We start from the raw sequence: 19,495 nt of genomic DNA, 5'->3' as shown, positions 1-19,495 counted from the left end.
ACCTGATGCTGTGCCGTTCATCTGCTGAGCCGTGACTGCTCAGTCCGGGAATTCCAGCACGTTGGACAGGTGCAATCCAAACAACGGACAGAGCCCGTGAAGGCCGCGATTTGCCCGACATAAAACGGGCATTAAGGCCGAGCCGCGCCAAATGGCGGGCGGGCCGTGCGCGGAGCGCGATCGGCCGGACGCGACGAGTGGTCGCGTCCGGCCGATTCTCTGTCGAAACGTTATGAACTCCGAAGTGCGCGCGTGGTCAATGCCACAACTTACGCACCGTCACAACCCCCGCCGAAGGCGGCGCTATTTCAGCCGGGCCATCAGCGCGTGTTCCACGAGCGTGATCAGAGTGCTCTTCGCCTCGTGCCGGTGGCGCGCGTCGGTCGTGATGATCGGCGTGTCCGGGCCGATCTGCAGGGCCTCGCGAACGTCCTCGGGACCGTAGGGCTGCTGTCCGTCGAAGCCGTTGAGGGCGATGACGAAGGGCAGGCCGCTGTTCTCGAAGTAGTCGACCGCGGGGAAGCAGTCGGCGAGCCGGCGGGTGTCGACCAGGACGACGGCGCCGATGGCGCCGCGCACCAGGTCGTCCCACATGAACCAGAAACGGTCCTGACCCGGCGTACCGAACAGATACAGGATCAGGTCGTCATCGAGGGTGATTCGACCGAAATCCATCGCCACGGTGGTCGTGGTCTTGTCCTGGACGTGGCTCAGATCGTCGATCCCCGCCGAGGCGGAGGTCATCACGGCTTCGGTGCGCAGCGGACTGATCTCCGAGACCGCCCCGACGAACGTGGTCTTGCCGACGCCGAAGCCGCCCGCCACCACGATCTTCGCGGACGTGGTGGAGCGGCCGACGCCTCCGCTAGAGCTTCCGAAGTCCACTGAGAACCCTTTCGAGCAGTGTCACATCCGGCGTACCGCCGGACTCCCCGCCGCCCGGCTGGTGGATCGCCACCATGCCGGCCTCCGCCAGGTCCGCCACCAGGATGCGGGCCACACCGAGCGGCATGTTCAGCAGCGCGGAGACCTCCGCGACCGACTTCACCTCGCGGCACAGGTGGCAGATCCGCTGGTGCTCGGGGAGCAGCCCACCGAGGTGCGCCGGGTCGGCCGTGGAGCTGACCAGCGCCTCGATGGCGAGCTGGTAGCGCGGCCGGGTCCGGCCTCCCGTCATGGCGTACGGGCGGATCAGCGGCTGGTCGTCTTCTTCTTCTTCCCCGTACGGCGCGTGGTGTGAAGCACCGTACGGGCCGGGCGAGACGGGCGGGGTCATGAATCCTCCGGACGGGACAGCAGGATGGCAATGATGCCGTCGTGTGGCGGCCGGTGGGGGGTTTTCGGCCGTACGGTCGGACGGAAATCGCGGTGTGCGGTGGTCAGTTCAGCAGGCTTCCCTGGAGTTCGGACCGGAGCTCGGGGGTGAGCACATTGCCCGCCCGGTCCACCAGGAGGGCCATCTCGTAGCCCACGAGGCCGATGTCGCACTCCGGGTGTGCCAGCACCGCCAGTGCGGAGCCGTCGGAGACGGACATGATGAAGAGGAAGCCGCGCTCCATCTCCACCACGGTCTGGTTGACCGGGCCGCCCTCGAAGATGCGGGAGGCACCGGCCGTCAGCGAGGTCAGGCCGGAGGCCACCGCCGCCAACTGGTCGGCGCGGTCGCGCGGGAAGCCTTCGGACATCGCCAGAAGGAGTCCATCGGCGGAGACCACCACCGTGTGGGACACCCCCGGGGTGTTGCCCACGAAGTTGGTGATCAACCAGTTCAGATTCTGCGCCGCCTGGCTCATCGGACTCAACTAACGCTCCTGCTGGTGAGTGGGGCCAACATTGGTACTGCCGGTTGCCGGGCCGTTGCCGGCCTGACGTCCCTGCTGGATGCCCCGGCGGAGATTGGTCAGCCGGCCGCGCACGTCGTCGGGGGCGCGCGAGACCTGCGGACCGGTCGTCGAAGGGGACTGCTGCTCGGCGGTGCCCTCGACGAGGTTGGCGCGCGGCACCCGCCGCGGCAGCCCCGAGGTGGTGATCCCGCCCGCCGCCGGCTCCCGGACCGCCTCGGCCCGGCGCCAGCGTTCGTCGTTGGGGGAGTCCCAGGCGCCCTGGGAGGCTCCGTCGCCCCGGTCGGCCGACGGCCGTCCGGAGTCGGCCGGCTGGACGGGCACGCCCGCCGCCGGGGTCTCGCCGCGGAACCAGTTCGACTCCAGCTCCTCGAAGAGCGGGGACGGACCGGCGGCCGGCAGCTCGAACTGACCGGTCGTGCTGGTCAGCGGGTCCTCGTCGACCGGCTGGGCGAACCGGCCCGTGGTGCCCGACAGCTCGTCGCGGGGGGCGACGGCCTGCGGGAACTGGCCGGTGCCGCCGGTCGCCAGGGCGTCCGGGGCGGGACGGTCGTACTCGCCGCTCGTGCTGCCCGGAGCCTCGCCGGGGACGCCGGCGCCCGGGAGCGCGAACTGGCCCGTGCCCGACTGCGGCCGGCCCGAGGGGTCGAGCGCGGCGAACTGCGAGGTGTCACCGGGACCCGCGGCCGGCGCCCGCTCGGCGTCGGCGGGCGCGGCGAACCGGCCGGTGTGCCCGTCCTGACGGCCGCCCCGGGGGGTGTCCGTCGCGGGGACCGGCGGGAACTGCGCGGTGTCGCCGGGGCCGCCGCCGGGACGCGGGGCGTTCGGGGCCGGCACGGGGAACCCGCCCGTGGCCTCGACGTCCTCGTGACCGCGCGGGGTCTCCTGACCGGCGCGCGGCGCGCCGTCGGAGGACATCGGCCAGTCGTCGACCGGGCCCTTCTTCGGCTTGCCCTTGCGGGTCAGGCCCGACAGACCGTTCTTCGGGCCCGCCGGAGCGCCCTGGCCGGCGGCCGGGGACTGCTCGGTGCTCCAGCCCGGCGCCTGCCGCCCGGCGTCACCGGGGGCCGCGGCGCCACGGGCCGGCAGCTGCGGACGCCCGCCGGCGGCCGGCGGCGGCACGGCGGCGGGACCGCCGTTGCCGCGCGGCGGCAGCGCGGGGCGGCCGTCGGAGCCGGGGACGCCGGCGCGCGGAGAGGTGTCGAAGAGGCTGCCCGCGGCGGCACCGCCGCCGGGGCCACCGGGGCCGTTGTTGCCGCGCGGCACGATCGCCGGGCGCGGACCGCCGCCGGGCGGCGGCACCGGACGGCGCTGCTGGCCCGCGCCGGCGGCCGGGGCGCCACCCGGGGCGCCCTGAGCGCCGGGGGCCGGCTGCTTGTGGCCCTGGGCCACGTCGACCGGGAGCATGACGAGCGCGGTCGTGCCGCCGGAGTCGGACGGGCGGAGCTGGATGCGGATGCCGTGTCGCAGGGACAGGCGGCCGACCACGAACAGACCCATGCGCCGGGAGACGGAGACGTCCACGGTGGGCGGGGAGGCCAGCCGCTCGTTGATCGCCGCGAGGTCCTCGGGCGAGAGGCCGATGCCGGTGTCGTGGATCTCGACCAGCACCCGGCCGTCGGGCAGGGCGTGACCGGTGACCTTGACCTTGGTCTGCGGGGAGGAGAACGACGTCGCGTTCTCCAGCAGCTCGGCGAGGAGGTGGACGAGGTCGTTGACGACGCGGCCGGCGACCTCGGTCGGCGGGACGCCGCTGAGCTCGATGCGCTCGTACTGCTCCACCTCGGACGCGGCGGCGCGGAGGACGTCGACGAGCGGCACGGGCCGGGTCCACCGTCGGCCGGGCTCCTCACCCGCGAGGACGAGGAGGTTCTCACCGTTACGGCGCATACGGGTCGCGAGGTGGTCCAGGCGGAACAGCGAGGACAGCTGGTCCGGGTCGGCCTCGCGGCTCTCGAGCTCGGAGATCAGGGACAGCTGACGCTGGATGAGGCCCTGGCTGCGACGCGAGAGGTTGGTGAACATCGCGTTGACGTTGCCACGGAGCAGGGCCTGCTCGGCGGCGAGGCGGACGGCCTCCTGGTGCACGTGGTCGAAGGCCTTGGCCACCTGACCGATCTCGTCCCGGCTGTGCACACCGACGGACTCGACGGACGTGTCGACGTCCTGCGGGTCGGTCTCGGACAGCTGCTTGACGAGCTCGGGCAGTCGCTCCTGGGCGACCTTCTGGGCGGTGTCCTGCAGTCGCCGCAGCGACCGCACCATGGACCGGGCCACGACGAAGGCGCCGACGAGCGAGATGCCCAGAACGAGGACGATGAGGGCACCGTTGAGGATGGCTTCCTGGTTGGCCTCGTCACGAAGCTCCAGGGCCTTCTGGTCCATCTCGGACAGCAGCGTCTGCTCGATCTTCGCCATCTCTTCGAGCTTGACGCTGTCCTGGTCGTACCAGTCGCGGTAACTGGTCTTCTCGTTCTTCAGCGCGTCGGCGTTGTTACCGAAGGCGCGCTCGGCGAACGTGTTGGCCGAGGTGACGTTGGTGTCGCCACCGTTGAGGGCCTTCAGCAGGCTGGCGGAGTCACCGGCGCGGATGGCGGTGAAGCGGCGCAGGGACTCTTCCTCGTTGTCCAGGGCCTGCTTGCCGTAGAGGTGGTCGTTGGCCGACAGGCCCGCGCCCTTGGGGTTGGCGAGCGCGGCGCTGAGGACCGCCCGCTGCATGGAGGCGTACTCCTTGGCGGAGGAGAACGACGCCAGCGCACGGGTCGAGGTGATCATGTCGCTGTTGCTGGTGGCCTGGGCCATGTCCTGGGACAGCGACAGCAGCGAGGCGATCAGCGCGTTGTAGCTGTTGACCGTCTGCGAGATGGACGAGTCCTGGTACGCGGTGCCGCGAATGGCCTTGATCTTGTCGAGCTGCTTGCTGATGTCGACAAGGGTGGTCCGCACACCGGCCATCGTCGGGTCGTTCGGCTTGACCTTCTGGGTCGTGCTCTTGAACGCCTCGATGGCCCGGTCGGCCTTCACCCGCGTCGCGACGATCTGGTCGTCCTTGGCGTTGTTGGTGATGATCGGGCCCGCCGACCGGTCGCGCTCCTCCTGGAGGGCGTCGGCGAGCTGGGTCGCCTTGCCCGTCATCTCAGTGAGGAGCTTCATGTGGTCGAGCTGGTCGACGTTGATGAGAGCGTCGTCGATGCGGAGGGCACCCAGTGTGGTGGCCGCGACGACGGGGAGGGCCAGCAGCGAGATCAGACGGGTGCTGATTCGCCAGTTGCGCAGGGCTATTCGCGAGCCCGGCCCCGTGGGACCACTCTTCTTCGGCTGTTCGGCGGCTTCGCCGCCGTTCGCCGTGTCGACCGGCGGGCCGGCGGGCGTGCCGCGGTCGGTCGCACCGCGCGGCTCCTGCTCCGCCGCAGCGCTGCCATCCCTCTTGAAACGTCCCTGCACTAGCGTCGCAACCTCTGGACCAGGCGTCCCACCGGTTTGAAGCGGAGGGACGGTGTCGAGTCGTGGGGGGACCGCGGTGCCCCCCTGGCGGTCCCCGGAATTCCAGCACAGTGCCGGATCTCCCAACAAGGCCGGTGGGGGTGCCGGCATAGGCCGTGACCCAGGGTGAGGGGAGTGGTGACGGACCGTAGAAGATTGTGTCCTTTATGCCGGACTTATTGCCATGAGTCGCGCAGCCGACCTCGGAGGGCCCCGACTGTCCCAGTCGCCATGATCAAGAGCGGAACGTCAGGTTCAGCCCGGCAATGTCCGTTTCGTGGAGGCATTATCGCTGTCCGGTATGCCGTATTTTTCGGGCTGTTCGTGAGCAAACTCACAAGGAACTCATGACTTGTCCCGCCAACGGCTGGGGATAGGCGCGCCGTAGCCTGGTCCTTTGCACAGGCGGCGAAAACGTCCAGTCAACGCCCCAGAGATCGATAACGCGAGGCCCCCAAGTGAAGACCGCACCGTCGGCTCGTCCGTCCCTGAAGACCGCCAACCCCCGTCGCACGACGCTCGCGCACCTGAAGGACGCCGAGTCGCTGCGCGTGGCCGACGCCGACCGCCGCGAGCACGCCCTGGAGCTCCCCGCGGTCACCGCCAACCCGCGCCGCACGGTCCTGATGACCGCGCCCGTGGCGGCCGTCCCCGCCGAGTGACCCCGTCCGGCGGCTGACCCCGCCGGACCACGGCGGCGCACGGGTCGCGCACGCCCCCCGCGATAGCCTGGGGCGTCAGACTCCGGCCAAAGCAAGACAAGGGGAAGAAGCCTCCCGTGCGCATCGCCAGGTTCTCCATCGACGGAAACGTCGCGTTCGGCGTCGTAGAGGGGGACGCCTCCACCGAAGGCGGCCCCGTTCTCGACATCATCAAGGGGCACCCCTTCGCGGAATTCGAGCGCTCCGGGCAGAAGATCCCGCTGAGCAAGGTGCGGCTGCTGCCGCCCGTGCTGCCCAACAAGGTCGTCGCCGTCGGCCGCAACTACGCCGAGCACGCCGCGGAGCTGGGGAATGCCATCGTTGACGATCAAGGCCGTCCCGAGGCGCCGATCACCTTCTTCAAGCCCTCGACCGCCGTCATCGGCCCCGGCGACGCCATCGCCTACCCCTCCTTCTCCAGCGAGGTCCACCACGAGGCCGAGCTCGCCGTCGTCATCGGCCGCATGTGCCGCGAGGTCCCGCGCGAGCGCGTCAAGGACGTCATCCTCGGCTACACCTGCGCCAACGACGTCACCGCGCGCGACGTCCAGGAGCGCGAGAAGCAGTGGGCCCGGGCCAAGGGCTTCGACACCTCCTGCCCGCTCGGCCCCTGGGTCGAGACCGAGCTGGACCCGAGCGACCTCGGGATCATGTGCACGGTCAACGGACAGCAGCGCCAGCTGGGCCGGACGAGCGACATGGTCCGCTCCATCGAGGACCTGATCGTCCACATCACCGAGGCGATGACGCTGCTCCCCGGCGACGTCGTCCTCACGGGCACCCCGGCCGGAGTCGGACCGCTCAACGTCGGCGACGAGGTCGCCGTCACCATCGAAGGCATCGGCACTCTCACCAACAAGGTGATCAAGCGTGGCTAACGCGAACGTCCGCGTACGTTTCTGTCCCTCGCCGACCGGCAACCCCCACGTGGGCCTGGTCCGCACCGCCCTCTTCAACTGGGCGTTCGCCCGCCACCACGGTGGCACCCTCGTCTTCCGCATCGAGGACACCGACGCGGCGCGCGACTCCGAGGAGTCGTACCAGCAGCTGCTGGACGCCATGCGCTGGCTGGGCCTCGACTGGGACGAGGGCCCCGAGGTGGGCGGCCCCCACGCGCCGTACCGCCAGTCGCAGCGCATGGACCTCTACAAGGACGTCGCCGCCAAGCTGCTCGACGCCGGCCACGCCTACCGCTGCTACTGCACCACCGAGGAGCTGGACGCCCGCCGCGAGGCCGCCCGCGCCGCCGGCAAGCCCTCCGGCTACGACGGCACCTGCCGCGAGCTCACCGCGGAGCAGAAGGAGGCGTACGAGCGCGAGGGCCGCGAGCCCATCGTCCGCTTCCGGATGCCCGACGAGCCGATCACCTTCACCGACCTGGTGCGCGGCGAGCTGACCTTCACCCCGGAGAACGTTCCGGACTACGGCATCGTCCGCGCCAACGGCGCCCCCCTCTACACGCTCGTCAACCCCGTCGACGACGCGCTGATGGAGATCACCCACGTGCTGCGCGGCGAGGACCTGCTGTCCTCCACCCCGCGGCAGATCGCCCTCTACAAGGCGCTCGCCGAGATCGGCGTCGGCAACGGCACCACCCCGTCCTTCGGCCACCTGCCCTACGTCATGGGCGAGGGCAACAAGAAGCTCTCCAAGCGCGACCCGCAGGCCTCCCTCAACCTCTACCGGGAGCGCGGCTTCCTCCGCGAGGGCCTGCTCAACTACCTGTCGCTGCTCGGCTGGTCCCTCTCCGCCGACCAGGACCTCTTCTCGATGGACGAGATGGTGGCGGCGTTCGACATCCAGGACGTCAACGCCAACCCGGCCCGCTTCGACCTCAAGAAGGCCGAGGCGATCAACGCCGACCACATCCGCCGCCTGGACGTGAAGGCGTTCGCCGAGGCCTGCGAGCCCTGGCTGAATGCCCCGCACGCCAACTGGGCCCCCGAGAACTTCGACCGGGCCGCCTGGGAGGCCATCGCCCCCCACGCCCAGACCCGGCTGACCGTCCTCTCCGACATCACGGCCAACGTCGACTTCCTCTTCCTGGACGAGCCCGTCGAGGACGAGGCGTCCTGGGCCAAGGCCATGAAGGAGGGCTCGGACGCCCTGCTGCGCACGGCCCGCGAGAAGCTCGCCGAGGCCGAGTGGAACGCGGACGCCCTCAAGGCCGCCGTCGTCGCGGCGGGCGAGGAGCACGGCCTGAAGCTCGGCAAGGCCCAGGCGCCCGTCCGCGTGGCCGTCACGGGCCGCACGGTCGGCCTCCCGCTCTTCGAGTCCCTCGAGGTGCTGGGCCGCGAGCGCACCCTGGCCCGGGTGGACGCCGCCCTGGCCAAGCTGGCCGGCTGACGCCCGTACGTCCCGCCACGAGGGGCCCGGCAGCCTTCGGTGAAGGCCGCCGGGCCCCTCGCGCACCACGTGCGCACGGCCGCCCGGCCACCAGGCGGGTTATCGATTTTGGACCCCAGTCCACCTTCGGGTAATGTTCTTCCTGCGCCGCCCGAGAGGGCCGAGAGGCCGGAGCGGAGGGCGCGAGCCGAACAAGACCCCTTCCGGGGGGTGGAGTTACGGTGGGGTATGGTGTAATTGGCAGCACGAGTGATTCTGGTTCACTTAGTCTAGGTTCGAGTCCTGGTACCCCAGCCAAGAATTCTGAGAATTCTTCTTCGAAATTCTCTCGGAAAACCACTGATAAAGTGGGGCGCGAGTGGAAAAAAGTAGAAGCGCAGTGCTTGCCCCCGTTGTGTAGCGGCCTAGCACGCCGCCCTCTCAAGGCGGTAGCGCCGGTTCGAATCCGGTCGGGGGTACTGATTCCTGAAAGGGCAATCCCGGACAGGAGTCGCTAGGGCCCCCGTTGTGTAGCGGCCTAGCACGCCGCCCTCTCAAGGCGGTAGCGCCGGTTCGAATCCGGTCGGGGGTACTGATTCCTGAAGGGGAAACCCGGACAGGAGTCGCTAGGGCCCCCGTTGTGTAGCGGCCTAGCACGCCGCCCTCTCAAGGCGGTAGCGCCGGTTCGAATCCGGTCGGGGGTACTGGGTAAAACCACCATGGGGTATGGTGTAATTGGCAGCACGAGTGATTCTGGTTCATTTAGTCTAGGTTCGAGTCCTGGTACCCCAGCGCAGTAACAAAGCAAGCCCCCGTTGTGTAGCGGCCTAGCACGCCGCCCTCTCAAGGCGGTAGCGCCGGTTCGAATCCGGTCGGGGGTACAGCGAGACACAAGAAACGCCCTCCGCTTCGGCGGGGGGCGTTTTTTGCGCGTCCTTCCGCCCCTCGCGGGGCGGCGGGATAATCCCCGCATGGTCCACGTCGGTGATCTGCGGCCCGGTGACCACGCGTGCCTGCTCTTCGGATCGGACGAGGAGCGGGCCTCCATTCTGCGGGACTTCGTCCGAGGGGGCCTGGACGCCGAGGACAAGATCCTCTACCTGAGCGGTGCCGAAGCGGAACCCCTGGGCCTGCCCGGTGTGCCGGCGGGCCGGGTCGAGGTCGTCCGGCTCGGGGAAATCCTCTCCGGCCGGGGCCGGTTGGAGCCCGCCGCCCTGCTGTGGAGGCTGCGCGGCGCCGCCGAGCGCTCCCGTCGGGAGGGCTATCGCGCCCTGCGGATCGCCGGGGACCTGTGCGCCGCCGTCCACGACGAACGGGACGTCCGCCGGCTGCTGCGGTACGAGGCGCTGCTGGCCGAGGAGTTCAGCGCGGGCCAGGCCCTGGCCGTCTGCCAGTACGACATCCGCCGCTGCGAACCCGCCGCCCTCGCCGCGCTCGCCTCCGCCCACGCCGGGAGCGTCGAGGCCGATCCGCTGGTGCGCACCCCCGAACTGGTCGTCGCCCGGACCTACCGCCCGCAGGGGCTGCGGCTGGAGGGCCTGGTCGACGAGGGGGCGCACCGCTGTCTGCGGGACGCCCTGCGGTCCGTGGCGGCGGTGCGGGGCGATGTCAGCCTGGAGATGTCCGGGGTGGAGTTCCTCGACCTGGGCGGGCTGCGGCTGCTGATGACCTTCGCCCGGGCCCGGGCCGCCCGCCACCGCGCCGTGGAGCTCACCGGGCTGCGGCCGCACCTCCGGCAGGTCATCACGCTCGTCGGCTGGGACCGCACCCCCGGCCTCCGGCTGGGGGCCGGGCATGGCCGGGACTGACCCGGGCACCGGTCCGGGCTTCGTCCACCAGGCGTGCCTGTACGGCACGGACGAGGAGTTCCTGGCGACGGCGCTGCCCTTCGCCCTCGACGGGCTGGCGGCGGGGGAGCCCGTCCTCGCCGCCACGACGCCCGCCAACATCGAGCTGCTGCGGCGGGCGCTGGGGGAGCGGGCGGGGGAGCTGGACACGGCCGAGACGGCGTATTTCGGGCGCCGGCCCGTGGAGCGGGTGGCCGCGTTCCTGCGCTACCACGACCGCCGCTCCCGCCCCGGGCGGCGCCTGCGGATCCTGGCCGAACCGGTGTGGGGCGGGAAGTCCGCGCGCCAGATCGCCGAGTGGAAGCGGATGGAATCCGGGCTCAACGTGCTGCTGGCCGGGCTGCCCGTCCGGATGATCTGCCCCTACGACACCCGGACCGTGCCCGGCGACGTGGCCCACGCGGCCCGGGCCACCCACCCGGCGCGGGTGGACGGGCGCCTGGTGACGCCCTGCGCCGAGTTCACGGACCCGGCGGCGTACGCGGCGGCCGTGCCGCCGCCGCGCCTTCCCGCGCCGCCGGGGGCGGCCCGGGCGGGGCCCACGGCGCGGATCGCCGAGATCCGCTCCTTCGCGCGGGAGCGGGCGGGGGCGGGCGGGCTGCGGGGGGAGCGGCTGGGGCTGGCGGTGCTGGGCGTGTGCGAGGCGGCGGGCTATCTGCTGGCCTCCGGGCCCGCGCCCCGGGTGGCGGTGCGGGCGTGGGAGGAGTCGGGGGTGCTCGTGTACGAGCTGCTGGGCGCGCCGGTGCGGCCGCTGCCCGCCTTCGCGGGCTTCCGGCCGCCGGGGGCGGAGCCGCATCCGGAGGACGGGCTGTGGCTGGCGCGGACGCTGAGCGAATCGCTGGACGTCCACGTTCTGTGCGGACTGGCGCGGCTCACCCTGCGGCTGCCGGGCCCCCGGGACGCGGAGCGCTGGTGATGCCCCGGCCCCGCCCTTTCACCGTTTCCGAGCGGGGCTGCGCCCCCTCGCACCCCCGGACCGCGCTCCGCGCGGTGTCCTCAAACGCCGGACGGGCTGACAAAGTCAGCCCGTCCGGCGTTTGAGGACCGGGGGTCCGGGGGCGGAGCCCCCGGGAGGCTCAGCCGTTGCGCCGCAAGGCCTCCGTGAGGCGGATGGCCGCGTCCAGGACGGCCTGGGCGTGCATCCGGCCCGGGTGGCGGGTGAGCCGCTCGATCGGTCCGGAGACCGAGACGGCGGCCACGACCCGGTTGGAAGGCCCCCGCACCGGCGCCGAGACCGACGCCACCCCCGGCTCGCGCTCGCCGATCGACTGGGCCCAGCCCCGCCGCCGGACGCCCGAGAGGGCCGTCGCCGTGAAGCGGGCGCCCTGGAGGCCGCGGTGCAGCCGCTCCGGCTCCTCCCAGGCCATGAGGACCTGGGCCGCCGAGCCGGCCTTCATCGGCAGCGTGGAGCCCACGGGCACCGTGTCCCGCAATCCGGACAGTCTCTCCGCCGCGGCCACGCAGATCCGCATGTCGCCCTGGCGCCGGTAGAGCTGCGCGCTCTCGCCCGTGACATCGCGCAGGTGGGTGAGGACCGGGCCCGCCGTGGCCAGGAGGCGGTCCTCGCCCGCCGCGGCCGCGAGCTCGCTCAGCCGGGGGCCGAGGATGAACCGGCCCTGCATGTCGCGCGCCACCATCCGGTGGTGCTCCAGAGCCACCGCGAGCCGGTGCGCCGTCGGACGCGCGAGACCGGTCGCCGTGACCAGCCCGGCGAGGGTCGCCGGACCGGACTCCAGAGCGCTCAGAACCAGAGCCGCCTTGTCGAGAACGCCCACACCGCTAGAGCCGCCACTACTGTTGTCCATGCAACGATACTCGCGTCTCACACTATGAAACGCAAGTTCATATTTTCGCGGGACGCGCCACCCTGGACGGACAGCACCCCACCCCACAGGAGAGAGCGATGGGACGGACACTCGCGGAGAAGGTCTGGGACGACCATGTCGTGACGCGCGCCGAAGGCGAGCCCGACCTCCTCTTCATCGATCTGCACCTGCTCCACGAGGTGACCAGCCCGCAGGCCTTCGACGGCCTGCGGAAGGCGGGACGACCGGTCCGTAGGCTCGACCTCACCATCGCCACCGAGGACCACAACACCCCCACCCTCGACATCGACAAACCCATCGCCGACCCGGTCTCCCGCACCCAGCTGGAGACCCTGCGCCGCAACTGCGCCGAGTTCGGGGTGCGCCTCCATCCGCTGGGCGACATCGAGCAGGGCGTCGTCCACGTGGTGGGACCGCAGCTGGGGCTGACCCAGCCCGGCATGACCGTGGTCTGCGGCGACAGCCACACCTCCACCCACGGCGCCTTCGGCGCGCTCGCGTTCGGCATCGGCACCAGTCAGGTCGAGCACGTCCTGGCCACCCAGACGCTGCCGCTGGCGCCGTTCAAGACGATGGCCGTCACGGTCGAGGGCGAACTGCCCGAGGGCGTCACCGCCAAGGACCTGATCCTCGCCGTCATCGCCAGGATCGGCACGGGCGGCGGCCAGGGCTATGTCATCGAGTACCGCGGTTCCGCCATCGAGAAGCTCTCGATGGAGGCCCGGATGACCGTGTGCAACATGTCCATCGAGGCGGGCGCCCGGGCGGGCATGATCGCCCCCGACGAGACCACCTTCGCCTACCTCAAGGACCGCCCCCACGCGCCGCGCGGCGAGGACTGGGACGCGGCCGTCGCCTACTGGCGCACCCTGCGCACCGACGACGACGCGGTCTTCGACCGCGAGGTGGTCGTCGACGCCGCCGAGCTCGCCCCGTTCGTCACCTGGGGCACCAACCCGGGCCAGGGCGCGGCGCTCTCCTCGGCGGTCCCCGACCCCGCCTCGTACTCCGACCCGTCCGAGCGGCTCGCCGCCGAAAAGGCGCTGGAGTACATGGACTTGACGCCGGGTCAGGCGCTGCGCGACATCCGCGTCGACACCGTCTTCGTGGGCTCCTGCACCAACGGCCGCATCGAGGACCTGCGCGCCGCCGCCTCCGTCATCGAGGGCCGGGACGTCGCCGACGGCGTCCGCATGCTGGTGGTCCCCGGGTCCGTCCGGGTGGCCCTCCAGGCGGTCGAGGAAGGGCTGGACAAGGTGTTCACCGCGGCCGGCGCCGAATGGCGGCACGCGGGCTGCTCCATGTGCCTCGGCATGAACCCCGACCAACTCGCGCCGGGCGAGCGCTCCGCGTCCACGTCCAACCGCAACTTCGAGGGCAGGCAGGGCAAGGGCGGGCGCACCCACCTCGTCTCGCCGCAGGTGGCCGCCGCCACCGCCGTGCTGGGTCACCTCGCCGCCCCGGGCGACCTGCCCGGCCTCGCCACCGACGTACGCACTCCCGTGGAGGTCTGACCGATGGAAGCGTTCACCACTCACACCGGCCGGGCCGTCCCGCTGCGGCGGAGCAACGTCGACACCGACCAGATCATCCCCGCGCACTGGCTGAAGAAGGTCACCCGCGACGGTTTCGAGGACGGGCTCTTCGAGGCGTGGCGCAAGGACCCGGAGTTCGTCCTGAACCGCCCCGAGCGGGCGGGTGCCAGCGTGCTGATCGCCGGCCCCGACTTCGGCACCGGCTCCTCCCGTGAACACGCCGTCTGGGCGCTGCAGAACTACGGTTTCAAAACCGTCGTGTCGTCCCGCTTCGCCGACATCTTCCGCGGCAACTCGCTCAAGAACGGACTGCTCACCGTCGTTCTGCCGCAGGAGACCGTGGAGGCGCTGTGGGAGCTGACCGAGAACGACCCGGCCGTGGAGGTGACCGTCGATCTGGTGGCGCGCGAGGTGCGGGCCGGTGGGCTGACGGCCGGTTTCGACCTTGACGAGAACGCCCGGTGGCGGCTCCTGGAGGGACTGGACGACATCGATCTGACCCTCCGGAACGCGGCGGACATCACCGCTTACGAGGCCCGCAGGCCCTCGTTCAAGCCCTCCACGGCAAGAATCTGAGACCGATTCCGGCTCGTTTGGCCCAGTGTCGGACGGCCTGCACGGACCCCGGATTTCCGCTGCTCACCCAGGGTTTGGCATGATGCGCCCCCTGTCTTCGGACAGGGGGCGCATCGTTTTGTTGAGGCCCTGTGAAGCGACAACTCGCCTCAGATGGCACAATCGGTGCATGGAACGCGACAGCCAACTCGAGCTTTACCGGCTCGTCGCGGACCAACTGAAGGAAGCGCACACAAGGGTGCGCGCACTGCAAGTCCCGGAGGGCGTAAGGATGGCGCTGTCCCGGCAGCTGCTGGCCATTACGGCCTCGGCGAAGCACGATCTCTCAGGCGCGGCAAGGCGTCTGGACCGGCTGATGAACGACCTCGACGAGGGCCGTTTCCCCGAAGATCCCGGCACGCACGGAACTCCGTGATGCGTCGGGTTCGTTGCGGCACAAGGGTGATTAGACCGTTTCGTGTTTGATTTGCGGTATATATCTGCCTAACGTGCGAAAAAGCTGGAGCACTTTCCAGCCAATGTCTCCGAAGGGGAAGACGTGAACAAGGCGCAGCTCGTTGAAGCGATTGCCGACAAGCTCGGCGGCCGTCAGCAGGCCGCGGACGCCGTCGACGCGGTACTCGACGCGATTGTCCGCTCGGTCGTCGGTGGTGACCGTGTCTCGGTGACCGGCTTCGGTTCGTTCGAGAAGGTCGACCGCCCGGCTCGTTACGCCCGTAACCCGCAGACGGGCGAGCGCGTCCGGGTCAAGAAGACCTCGGTGCCGCGCTTCCGTGCGGGTCAGGGCTTCAAGGACCTGGTGAGCGGCACGAAGAAGCTCCCGAAGGCCGGCGAGGTCTCGGTCAAGAAGGCGCCCAAGGGCAGCCTCACGGCCGGCAAGGCCACCACCAAGGCCGCGGCGAAGAAGGCCACCGCCAAGAAGGCGACCGCCAAGAAGGCCACCGCCAAGAAGACGACCGCCGTGAAGGCCACGCCGGCGAAGAAGACGACGACGGCCGCCAAGAAGGCTGCTCCGGCCAAGAAGGCCACGACGGCCAAGAAGGCCACCGCCACCAAGGCCACCACCGCGAAGAAGGCGGCTCCCGCCAAGAAGGCGGCGACCACGGCGAAGAAGGCGGCTCCGGCCAAGAAGGCGACCGCGAAGAAGACCGCGCCCGCCAAGAAGGCCGCGACCCGTACCACCACCACCGCGCGCAAGACCACGGCCAAGAAGACCACTGCCAAGAAGAAGTAAGGCAGCGGACGCACGTCGTAACGCGCCGGGCCGGGCTCCCCGAGGGGGAGCCCGGCCCGCGGTGCGTTCGTCCTCAGAATGTCTGGAGCGTCACCAGGGTCACCCGGCGCTGTGCCGGCGGGACCTCCGGGGCGCCCTCGGCCGGCGCCGCGAACTCGATCCGCACCCGCTGGCCGGGCCGCAGCATCAGCAGACCGCCGGCATCGAACGCCGCCCCGTCGAAGGGCACGGGCGTGCCGTCGTCCAGGAGAACGCTCCCGGCGTGGGTCTGGGGATCGAAGGTGTACGCGGTGGCCTGCATGACCGGCAGCCTAGTCCGCCCGCGCGGGCGAGGGCGCCCCGGCGGCCCGCGCCCGGCCGGCGACCGCCGCCGTGCGCGGCCCCACGCCCAGCGCCAGGGCGGCCAGCAGGTCCTGCTCGGTGTCCACGTCCCGGCGTACGGAGTCCACGCCCGTGAGCGTTATCTCCTCGGCCCCCGAGGCCCGGTGCCGGGCGCGCGAGGCGCCCTCGAACGCGGGGGACAATTCCCTTCCGGGGGCCGCCGCCAGCAGGGTCGTACCGATTCCGGCGGCATCCGCGAGAAATGCGCGGGGAAATCCGGCGGCGAATTCGAGCACCCGCCCGAGTTCGGCGGGGCGCAATGCCGGCAGATCCGCGTTGAGCGTGGCCACGGCCGCCTCCGGGCGGGCCCGGCGCGCCTCGCGCGCGCCGTGGGCCAGGGCCGCGTTCAGCCCGCCGCCCGGCGGCTCGGGCAGCACCCGGGCGCCCAGGGCCGCGAGCCGGGCCCCGGCCAGCGGATCCGCCGTGACGACCGCCACATCCCGCACGGCGCCGCAGGCCAGGGCGGCGCCCACGGTGTCCAGGGCGAAGGCCAGGGCCAGCGCGGGCCCCGGCAGCCGTGCCGCACCGGCCACCAGGCGGCTCTTGGCCCCCGCCAGCGGTTTCACCGGCACCACCAGCGTCCAGAGCACGACCCCGGTCCCCTCTCCTCGCGTCGGCCCCCATTGTCACCCGCTGCCGGAGCCCGGCGGCGGGCGCGGGGTTACGGTGTTCCGAGAAGTCCGGGGCCCCGGGGCGTTCTCGACAGACCGGGTACCCGGGGCGACACTTGTCCGGCCCCCGGGTGAGCAGCACGCCCGAAGCACGTCCAGGTTCCAACAGAAGGGTGTCCGAGTGTCCCGCCACAGAATCGGCTTCTGGTACCGCTTTGCGGCGGTGTTGGCGAAACCGCCGCTCGTGGTTCTGTTCAAGCGGGACTGGCGCGGAATGGAGCACATTCCCGCCGACGGCGGCTTCATCACCGTCGTCAACCACAACTCGTATCTCGACCCGCTGTCCTACGCCCATTACCAGTACAACACCGGGCGCGTCCCGCGCTTCCTGGCCAAGGCCGGGCTGTTCAAGGGCAGCTTCGTCGGCGCGATCCTGCGCGGCACCGGGCAGATTCCCGTCTACCGGGAGTCCGCCGACGCGGCCACCGCGTTCCGGTCCGCCGTGGACGCCATCAACAGGGGCGAGTGCGTGGCCTTCTACCCCGAGGGCACCCTCACCCGCGATCCCGACATGTGGCCCATGGAGGGCAAGACCGGCGCCGCCCGCGTCGCCCTGCTGACCCGTGCGCCCGTGATCCCGGTCGCCCAGTGGGGCGCCAACGAGGCGATGCCGCCGTACGCCAAGGACAAGAAGCTGCGGCTCTTCCCCCGCAAGACCCTCCGGGTGCTGGCCGGCCCGCCCGTCGACCTGTCGGCGTACTACGGCAAGGAGCCCACCGCCGAGGTGCTGCGCGAGGTCACCGAGGTCATCATGAAGGCCATCACCGAACTCCTCGCCGAACTGCGCGGCGAGCCCGCCCCGGCCGAGCCGTACAACCTCAAGAAGGCCCGTGCCGCGGCCCGCCGCGCCGCCGGGAAGGCCCCCTCCGAGGAGGAGAACGACAAGTGACGCGCGTCGCCGTCTACGGCACCGGTTCCTGGGGGACCGCCTTCGCGATGATCCTCGCCGACGCGGGCTGCGAGGTCACCATGTGGGGCCGCCGCGCCGCCCTCGTGGACGCCATCAACACCGGCCGCACCAACCCCGACTACCTCCCCGGCATCGAGCTCCCCGCCGCCGTCCGGGCCACCACCGACCCCGCCGAGGCCGCCCGCGACGCCGCGTTCACCGTGCTCGCCGTGCCCTCCCAGACCCTGCGCGGCAACCTCGCCGAGTGGACGCCCCTGCTGGCCGACGGCACCGTGCTGGTCTCCCTGATGAAGGGCATCGAGCTCGGCACCGCGAAGCGGATGAGCGAGGTCGTCGAGGAGGTCGCCAAGGTCTCCCCGGACCGGGTCGCCGTGCTCACCGGCCCCAACCTCGCCAAGGAGATCGCCGCCCGGCAGCCCGCCGCCGCCGTCGTCGCCTGCCCCGACGAGTCCGTCGCCCGGCGGCTCCAGGCCGCCTGCCACACCGCGTACTTCCGCCCCTACACCAACACCGACGTGGTCGGCTGCGAGCTGGGCGGCGCGGTGAAGAACGTCATCGCGCTGGCCGTGGGCATCGCCGACGGCATGGGGCTGGGCGACAACGCCAAGGCGTCCCTGATCACCCGGGGCCTCGCCGAGACCACCCGGCTGGGCCTGGCCATGGGCGCCGACGCCCACACCTTCGCGGGCCTGGCCGGCATGGGCGACCTCGTCGCCACCTGCGCCTCGCCGCTCTCCCGCAACCGCACCTTCGGCGCCTGCCTCGGCCGGGGCATGACCCTGGAGGAGACCGTCGCGGTCACCAAGCAGACGGCGGAGGGCGTCAAGTCCTGCGAGTCCGTGCTCGATCTGGCCCGGCGTCACCATGTCGACATGCCGATCACGGAGACGGTCGTCGGCATCGTCCACGAGGGCAAGCCGCCCATGGTGGCGCTCAAGGAGCTGATGTCGCGCAGCGCCAAGGCCGAGCGGCACTGAAGCACCCGTGGTCACCAGGTACTCTCGACGCGATATGAGCAGCGAGACCTCCCCCCAGAGCCCTGAGCGGAAGCCGCGTGTCGCGGTCGTCTTCGGCGGCCGCAGTTCCGAACACGCCATTTCCGTGGTGACCGCAGGCGCGGTGCTGCGCGCCATCGACCGCGCCAAGTACGACGTGCTGCCGATCGGCATTACCACCGACGGCCGTTGGGTGCTGACCGCCGACGACCCCGAGCGGATGACCATCGCCGACCGGTCGCTGCCGAGCGTCGAGCAGCTCACCGACTCCGCCGACGGCGGCGTCCTGCTGCCCGTCACCCCGGCCAGCCGCGAGGTCGTCTACACCGAGTCCGGTGCCGTCCCCAAGGCGCTGGGCGAGGTCGACGTCGTCTTCCCCGTGCTCCACGGCCCCTACGGCGAGGACGGCACCCTCCAGGGCATGCTGGAGCTCGCCGGGATCCCCTACGTGGGCGCGGGCGTCCTCGCCTCCGCCGTCGGCCAGGACAAGGAGTACATGAAGCGCGTCTTCACCTCCTTCGGCCTGCCCGTCGGCCCCTACGTGGTCATCCGCCCGCGCGAGTGGGAGAACGACCAGGCGGGCGCCCGGAAGAAGATCGTGGACTTCGCCGGCGAACACGGCTGGCCGCTCTTCGTGAAGCCCGCGCGCGCCGGCTCCTCGATGGGCATCACCAAGGTCGACGACCTCTCCGGTCTCGACGAGGCCATCGCCGAGGCCCGCCGCCACGACCCGAAGATCCTGGTCGAATCGTTGCTGCGCGGCCGGGAGATCGAGTGCGGCGTCCTCGAGTTCGAGGACGGCCCGCGCGCCAGCGTGCCCGCCGAGATCCCCCCGGTCTCCGCGCACGACTTCTACGACTTCGAGGCCAAGTACATCGACTCCGCCTCCGGCATCGTCCCCGCCCCGCTGAGCGAGGAGGAGACCCGCCGGGTCCAGGAGCTGGCCGTCGAGGCCTTCGACGCGGCGTCCTGCGAGGGCCTGGTCCGCGCGGACTTCTTCCTCACCGAGGACGGCGAGTTCGTGATCAACGAGATCAACACCATGCCCGGCTTCACGCCCATCTCCATGTACCCGCGGATGTGGCAGGAGACCGGCGTCGAGTACCCGGAGCTGGTCGACCGGCTCGTCCAGGCCGCCCTGCGCCGCTCCACGGGCCTGCGCTAGCGGCT

At 71.3% G+C, this 19,495-nt stretch carries 19 protein-coding genes and 6 tRNA genes; 18 read left to right on the top strand and 7 right to left on the bottom strand.

Annotated elements, in window-relative coordinates; all coding sequences use genetic code 11:
• Positions 1–303: 303 nt before the first annotated feature.
• The 4 genes from IE096_RS11050 to IE096_RS11035 form a co-directional block, all read right to left on the bottom strand.
• The gene (locus IE096_RS11050) at positions 304–885 is read right to left on the bottom strand and encodes a GTP-binding protein (protein WP_189451189.1); all 582 of its coding nucleotides are present in this window, start codon (positions 883–885) and stop codon (positions 304–306) included.
• Positions 866–1,276 (bottom strand): DUF742 domain-containing protein, encoded by a 411-nt coding sequence (locus IE096_RS11045; protein WP_189451186.1) that lies wholly within the window; start codon positions 1,274–1,276, stop codon positions 866–868. Before IE096_RS11045 ends, IE096_RS11050 begins: the two co-directional genes overlap by 20 nt.
• Before the next feature lie 103 nt (positions 1,277–1,379).
• Positions 1,380–1,793 (bottom strand): roadblock/LC7 domain-containing protein, encoded by a 414-nt coding sequence (locus tag IE096_RS11040; protein ID WP_126918237.1) that lies wholly within the window; start codon positions 1,791–1,793, stop codon positions 1,380–1,382.
• A 9-nt stretch (positions 1,794–1,802) separates the two neighbouring features.
• Positions 1,803–5,285: a sensor histidine kinase gene (locus IE096_RS11035; RefSeq protein ID WP_189451184.1), complete on the bottom strand. Its 3,483-nt coding sequence runs from the start codon at positions 5,283–5,285 to the stop codon at positions 1,803–1,805.
• A gap of 497 nt (positions 5,286–5,782) precedes the next feature.
• On the opposite strand from IE096_RS11035, the gene IE096_RS11030 reads away from it, so the two are divergent.
• From IE096_RS11030 to IE096_RS10980, 11 genes are all read left to right on the top strand, one after another.
• Complete coding sequence (locus tag IE096_RS11030) at positions 5,783–5,986, top strand: hypothetical protein (RefSeq protein WP_189451797.1); 204 nt, start codon at positions 5,783–5,785, stop codon at positions 5,984–5,986.
• Positions 5,987–6,102: 116 nt separating this feature from the next.
• Positions 6,103–6,903: a fumarylacetoacetate hydrolase family protein gene (locus IE096_RS11025; RefSeq protein WP_189451182.1), complete on the top strand. Its 801-nt coding sequence runs from the start codon at positions 6,103–6,105 to the stop codon at positions 6,901–6,903.
• Positions 6,896–8,371, top strand: coding sequence for a glutamate--tRNA ligase (gene gltX / locus IE096_RS11020; RefSeq protein ID WP_189451180.1), 1,476 nt, complete (start codon positions 6,896–6,898; stop codon positions 8,369–8,371). Before IE096_RS11025 ends, gltX begins: the two co-directional genes overlap by 8 nt.
• Before the next feature lie 222 nt (positions 8,372–8,593).
• Positions 8,594–8,668: transfer RNA gene (locus tag IE096_RS11015), tRNA-Gln, on the top strand.
• Positions 8,669–8,756: 88 nt separating this feature from the next.
• Positions 8,757–8,829 (top strand) — tRNA-Glu (locus IE096_RS11010).
• Positions 8,830–8,869: 40 nt separating this feature from the next.
• A tRNA-Glu gene (locus IE096_RS11005) sits at positions 8,870–8,942 on the top strand.
• 39 nt (positions 8,943–8,981) lie between these two features.
• Positions 8,982–9,054, top strand: a tRNA-Glu gene (locus IE096_RS11000).
• A 16-nt stretch (positions 9,055–9,070) separates the two neighbouring features.
• Positions 9,071–9,142 (top strand) — tRNA-Gln (locus tag IE096_RS10995).
• 16 nt (positions 9,143–9,158) lie between these two features.
• Positions 9,159–9,231 (top strand) — tRNA-Glu (locus IE096_RS10990).
• Positions 9,232–9,321: 90 nt separating this feature from the next.
• Positions 9,322–10,158 (top strand): MEDS domain-containing protein, encoded by an 837-nt coding sequence (locus IE096_RS10985; RefSeq protein WP_189451178.1) that lies wholly within the window; start codon positions 9,322–9,324, stop codon positions 10,156–10,158.
• Complete coding sequence (locus IE096_RS10980) at positions 10,145–11,113, top strand: anti-sigma factor RsbA family regulatory protein (RefSeq protein ID WP_189451176.1); 969 nt, start codon at positions 10,145–10,147, stop codon at positions 11,111–11,113. Before IE096_RS10985 ends, IE096_RS10980 begins: the two co-directional genes overlap by 14 nt.
• A 160-nt stretch (positions 11,114–11,273) precedes the next feature.
• Here the strand turns inward: IE096_RS10980 and ndgR are convergent, their stop codons facing one another.
• On the bottom strand, positions 11,274–12,002 hold the full coding sequence (gene ndgR, locus IE096_RS10975; RefSeq protein ID WP_126916265.1) for an IclR family transcriptional regulator NdgR: 729 nt from the start codon (positions 12,000–12,002) through the stop codon (positions 11,274–11,276).
• Positions 12,003–12,100: 98 nt separating this feature from the next.
• Here ndgR and leuC point away from each other — a divergent pair, with 98 nt between their 5' ends.
• The 4 genes from leuC to IE096_RS10955 all read left to right on the top strand — a co-directional run bounded on the left by leuC (position 12,101) and on the right by IE096_RS10955 (position 15,368).
• Positions 12,101–13,537 carry a 3-isopropylmalate dehydratase large subunit gene (gene leuC, locus IE096_RS10970; RefSeq protein WP_189451174.1) on the top strand — a complete coding sequence of 479 codons (1,437 nt, stop codon included), beginning with the start codon at positions 12,101–12,103 and terminating at the stop codon, positions 13,535–13,537.
• A 3-nt stretch (positions 13,538–13,540) separates the two neighbouring features.
• Positions 13,541–14,134, top strand: coding sequence for a 3-isopropylmalate dehydratase small subunit (gene leuD, locus IE096_RS10965; protein WP_189451171.1), 594 nt, complete (start codon positions 13,541–13,543; stop codon positions 14,132–14,134).
• Between the two features lie 169 nt (positions 14,135–14,303).
• Positions 14,304–14,549 carry an SCO5555 family protein gene (locus tag IE096_RS10960; protein WP_126916268.1) on the top strand — a complete coding sequence of 82 codons (246 nt, stop codon included), beginning with the start codon at positions 14,304–14,306 and terminating at the stop codon, positions 14,547–14,549.
• A 123-nt stretch (positions 14,550–14,672) separates the two neighbouring features.
• Positions 14,673–15,368, top strand: coding sequence for an HU family DNA-binding protein (locus IE096_RS10955; RefSeq protein ID WP_189451169.1), 696 nt, complete (start codon positions 14,673–14,675; stop codon positions 15,366–15,368).
• Between the two features lie 73 nt (positions 15,369–15,441).
• Here IE096_RS10955 and IE096_RS10950 read toward each other — a convergent pair whose 3' ends face one another.
• Together IE096_RS10950 and cofC are read right to left on the bottom strand one after the other, a co-directional pair.
• Positions 15,442–15,669 (bottom strand): hypothetical protein, encoded by a 228-nt coding sequence (locus IE096_RS10950; RefSeq protein ID WP_189451167.1) that lies wholly within the window; start codon positions 15,667–15,669, stop codon positions 15,442–15,444.
• 10 nt (positions 15,670–15,679) lie between these two features.
• The gene (cofC, locus tag IE096_RS10945) at positions 15,680–16,339 is read right to left on the bottom strand and encodes a 2-phospho-L-lactate guanylyltransferase (protein WP_189451165.1); all 660 of its coding nucleotides are present in this window, start codon (positions 16,337–16,339) and stop codon (positions 15,680–15,682) included.
• A gap of 202 nt (positions 16,340–16,541) precedes the next feature.
• Between cofC and IE096_RS10940 the strand changes: the two genes are divergently transcribed.
• Genes IE096_RS10940 through IE096_RS10930 form a run of 3 tightly spaced genes read left to right on the top strand, consistent with a single transcriptional unit; the run spans position 16,542 to position 19,490 of the window.
• Positions 16,542–17,309 (top strand): lysophospholipid acyltransferase family protein, encoded by a 768-nt coding sequence (locus IE096_RS10940; RefSeq protein ID WP_189451164.1) that lies wholly within the window; start codon positions 16,542–16,544, stop codon positions 17,307–17,309.
• Entirely contained in the window at positions 17,306–18,307 is a 1,002-nt protein-coding gene (locus IE096_RS10935; RefSeq protein ID WP_189451162.1) for an NAD(P)H-dependent glycerol-3-phosphate dehydrogenase, read from the top strand. The genes IE096_RS10940 and IE096_RS10935 overlap by 4 nt, the downstream gene beginning before the upstream one ends.
• 34 nt (positions 18,308–18,341) lie before the next feature.
• Positions 18,342–19,490, top strand: coding sequence for a D-alanine--D-alanine ligase family protein (locus IE096_RS10930; RefSeq protein WP_189451160.1), 1,149 nt, complete (start codon positions 18,342–18,344; stop codon positions 19,488–19,490).
• Positions 19,491–19,495: the final 5 nt, after the last annotated feature.

The organism is Streptomyces abikoensis, from assembly GCF_014648775.1.
In the GTDB taxonomy this organism is placed as follows: domain Bacteria; phylum Actinomycetota; class Actinomycetes; order Streptomycetales; family Streptomycetaceae; genus Streptomyces; species Streptomyces abikoensis.
This window is presented reverse-complemented; position numbering and strand designations above follow the sequence as displayed.

Coding starts and splice junctions, on each gene's coding strand:
- IE096_RS11045 (WP_189451186.1), bottom strand. CDS start 1,276: ATGACCCCGCCCGTCTCGCCCGGCCCGTACGGTGCTTCACACCACGCG.
- IE096_RS11040 (WP_126918237.1), bottom strand. CDS start 1,793: ATGAGCCAGGCGGCGCAGAATCTGAACTGGTTGATCACCAACTTCGTG.
- IE096_RS10985 (WP_189451178.1), top strand. CDS start 9,322: ATGGTCCACGTCGGTGATCTGCGGCCCGGTGACCACGCGTGCCTGCTC.
- IE096_RS10980 (WP_189451176.1), top strand. CDS start 10,145: ATGGCCGGGACTGACCCGGGCACCGGTCCGGGCTTCGTCCACCAGGCG.
- ndgR (WP_126916265.1), bottom strand. CDS start 12,002: ATGGACAACAGTAGTGGCGGCTCTAGCGGTGTGGGCGTTCTCGACAAG.
- leuC (WP_189451174.1), top strand. CDS start 12,101: ATGGGACGGACACTCGCGGAGAAGGTCTGGGACGACCATGTCGTGACG.
- leuD (WP_189451171.1), top strand. CDS start 13,541: ATGGAAGCGTTCACCACTCACACCGGCCGGGCCGTCCCGCTGCGGCGG.
- IE096_RS10960 (WP_126916268.1), top strand. CDS start 14,304: ATGGAACGCGACAGCCAACTCGAGCTTTACCGGCTCGTCGCGGACCAA.
- IE096_RS10950 (WP_189451167.1), bottom strand. CDS start 15,669: ATGCAGGCCACCGCGTACACCTTCGATCCCCAGACCCACGCCGGGAGC.
- IE096_RS10930 (WP_189451160.1), top strand. CDS start 18,342: ATGAGCAGCGAGACCTCCCCCCAGAGCCCTGAGCGGAAGCCGCGTGTC.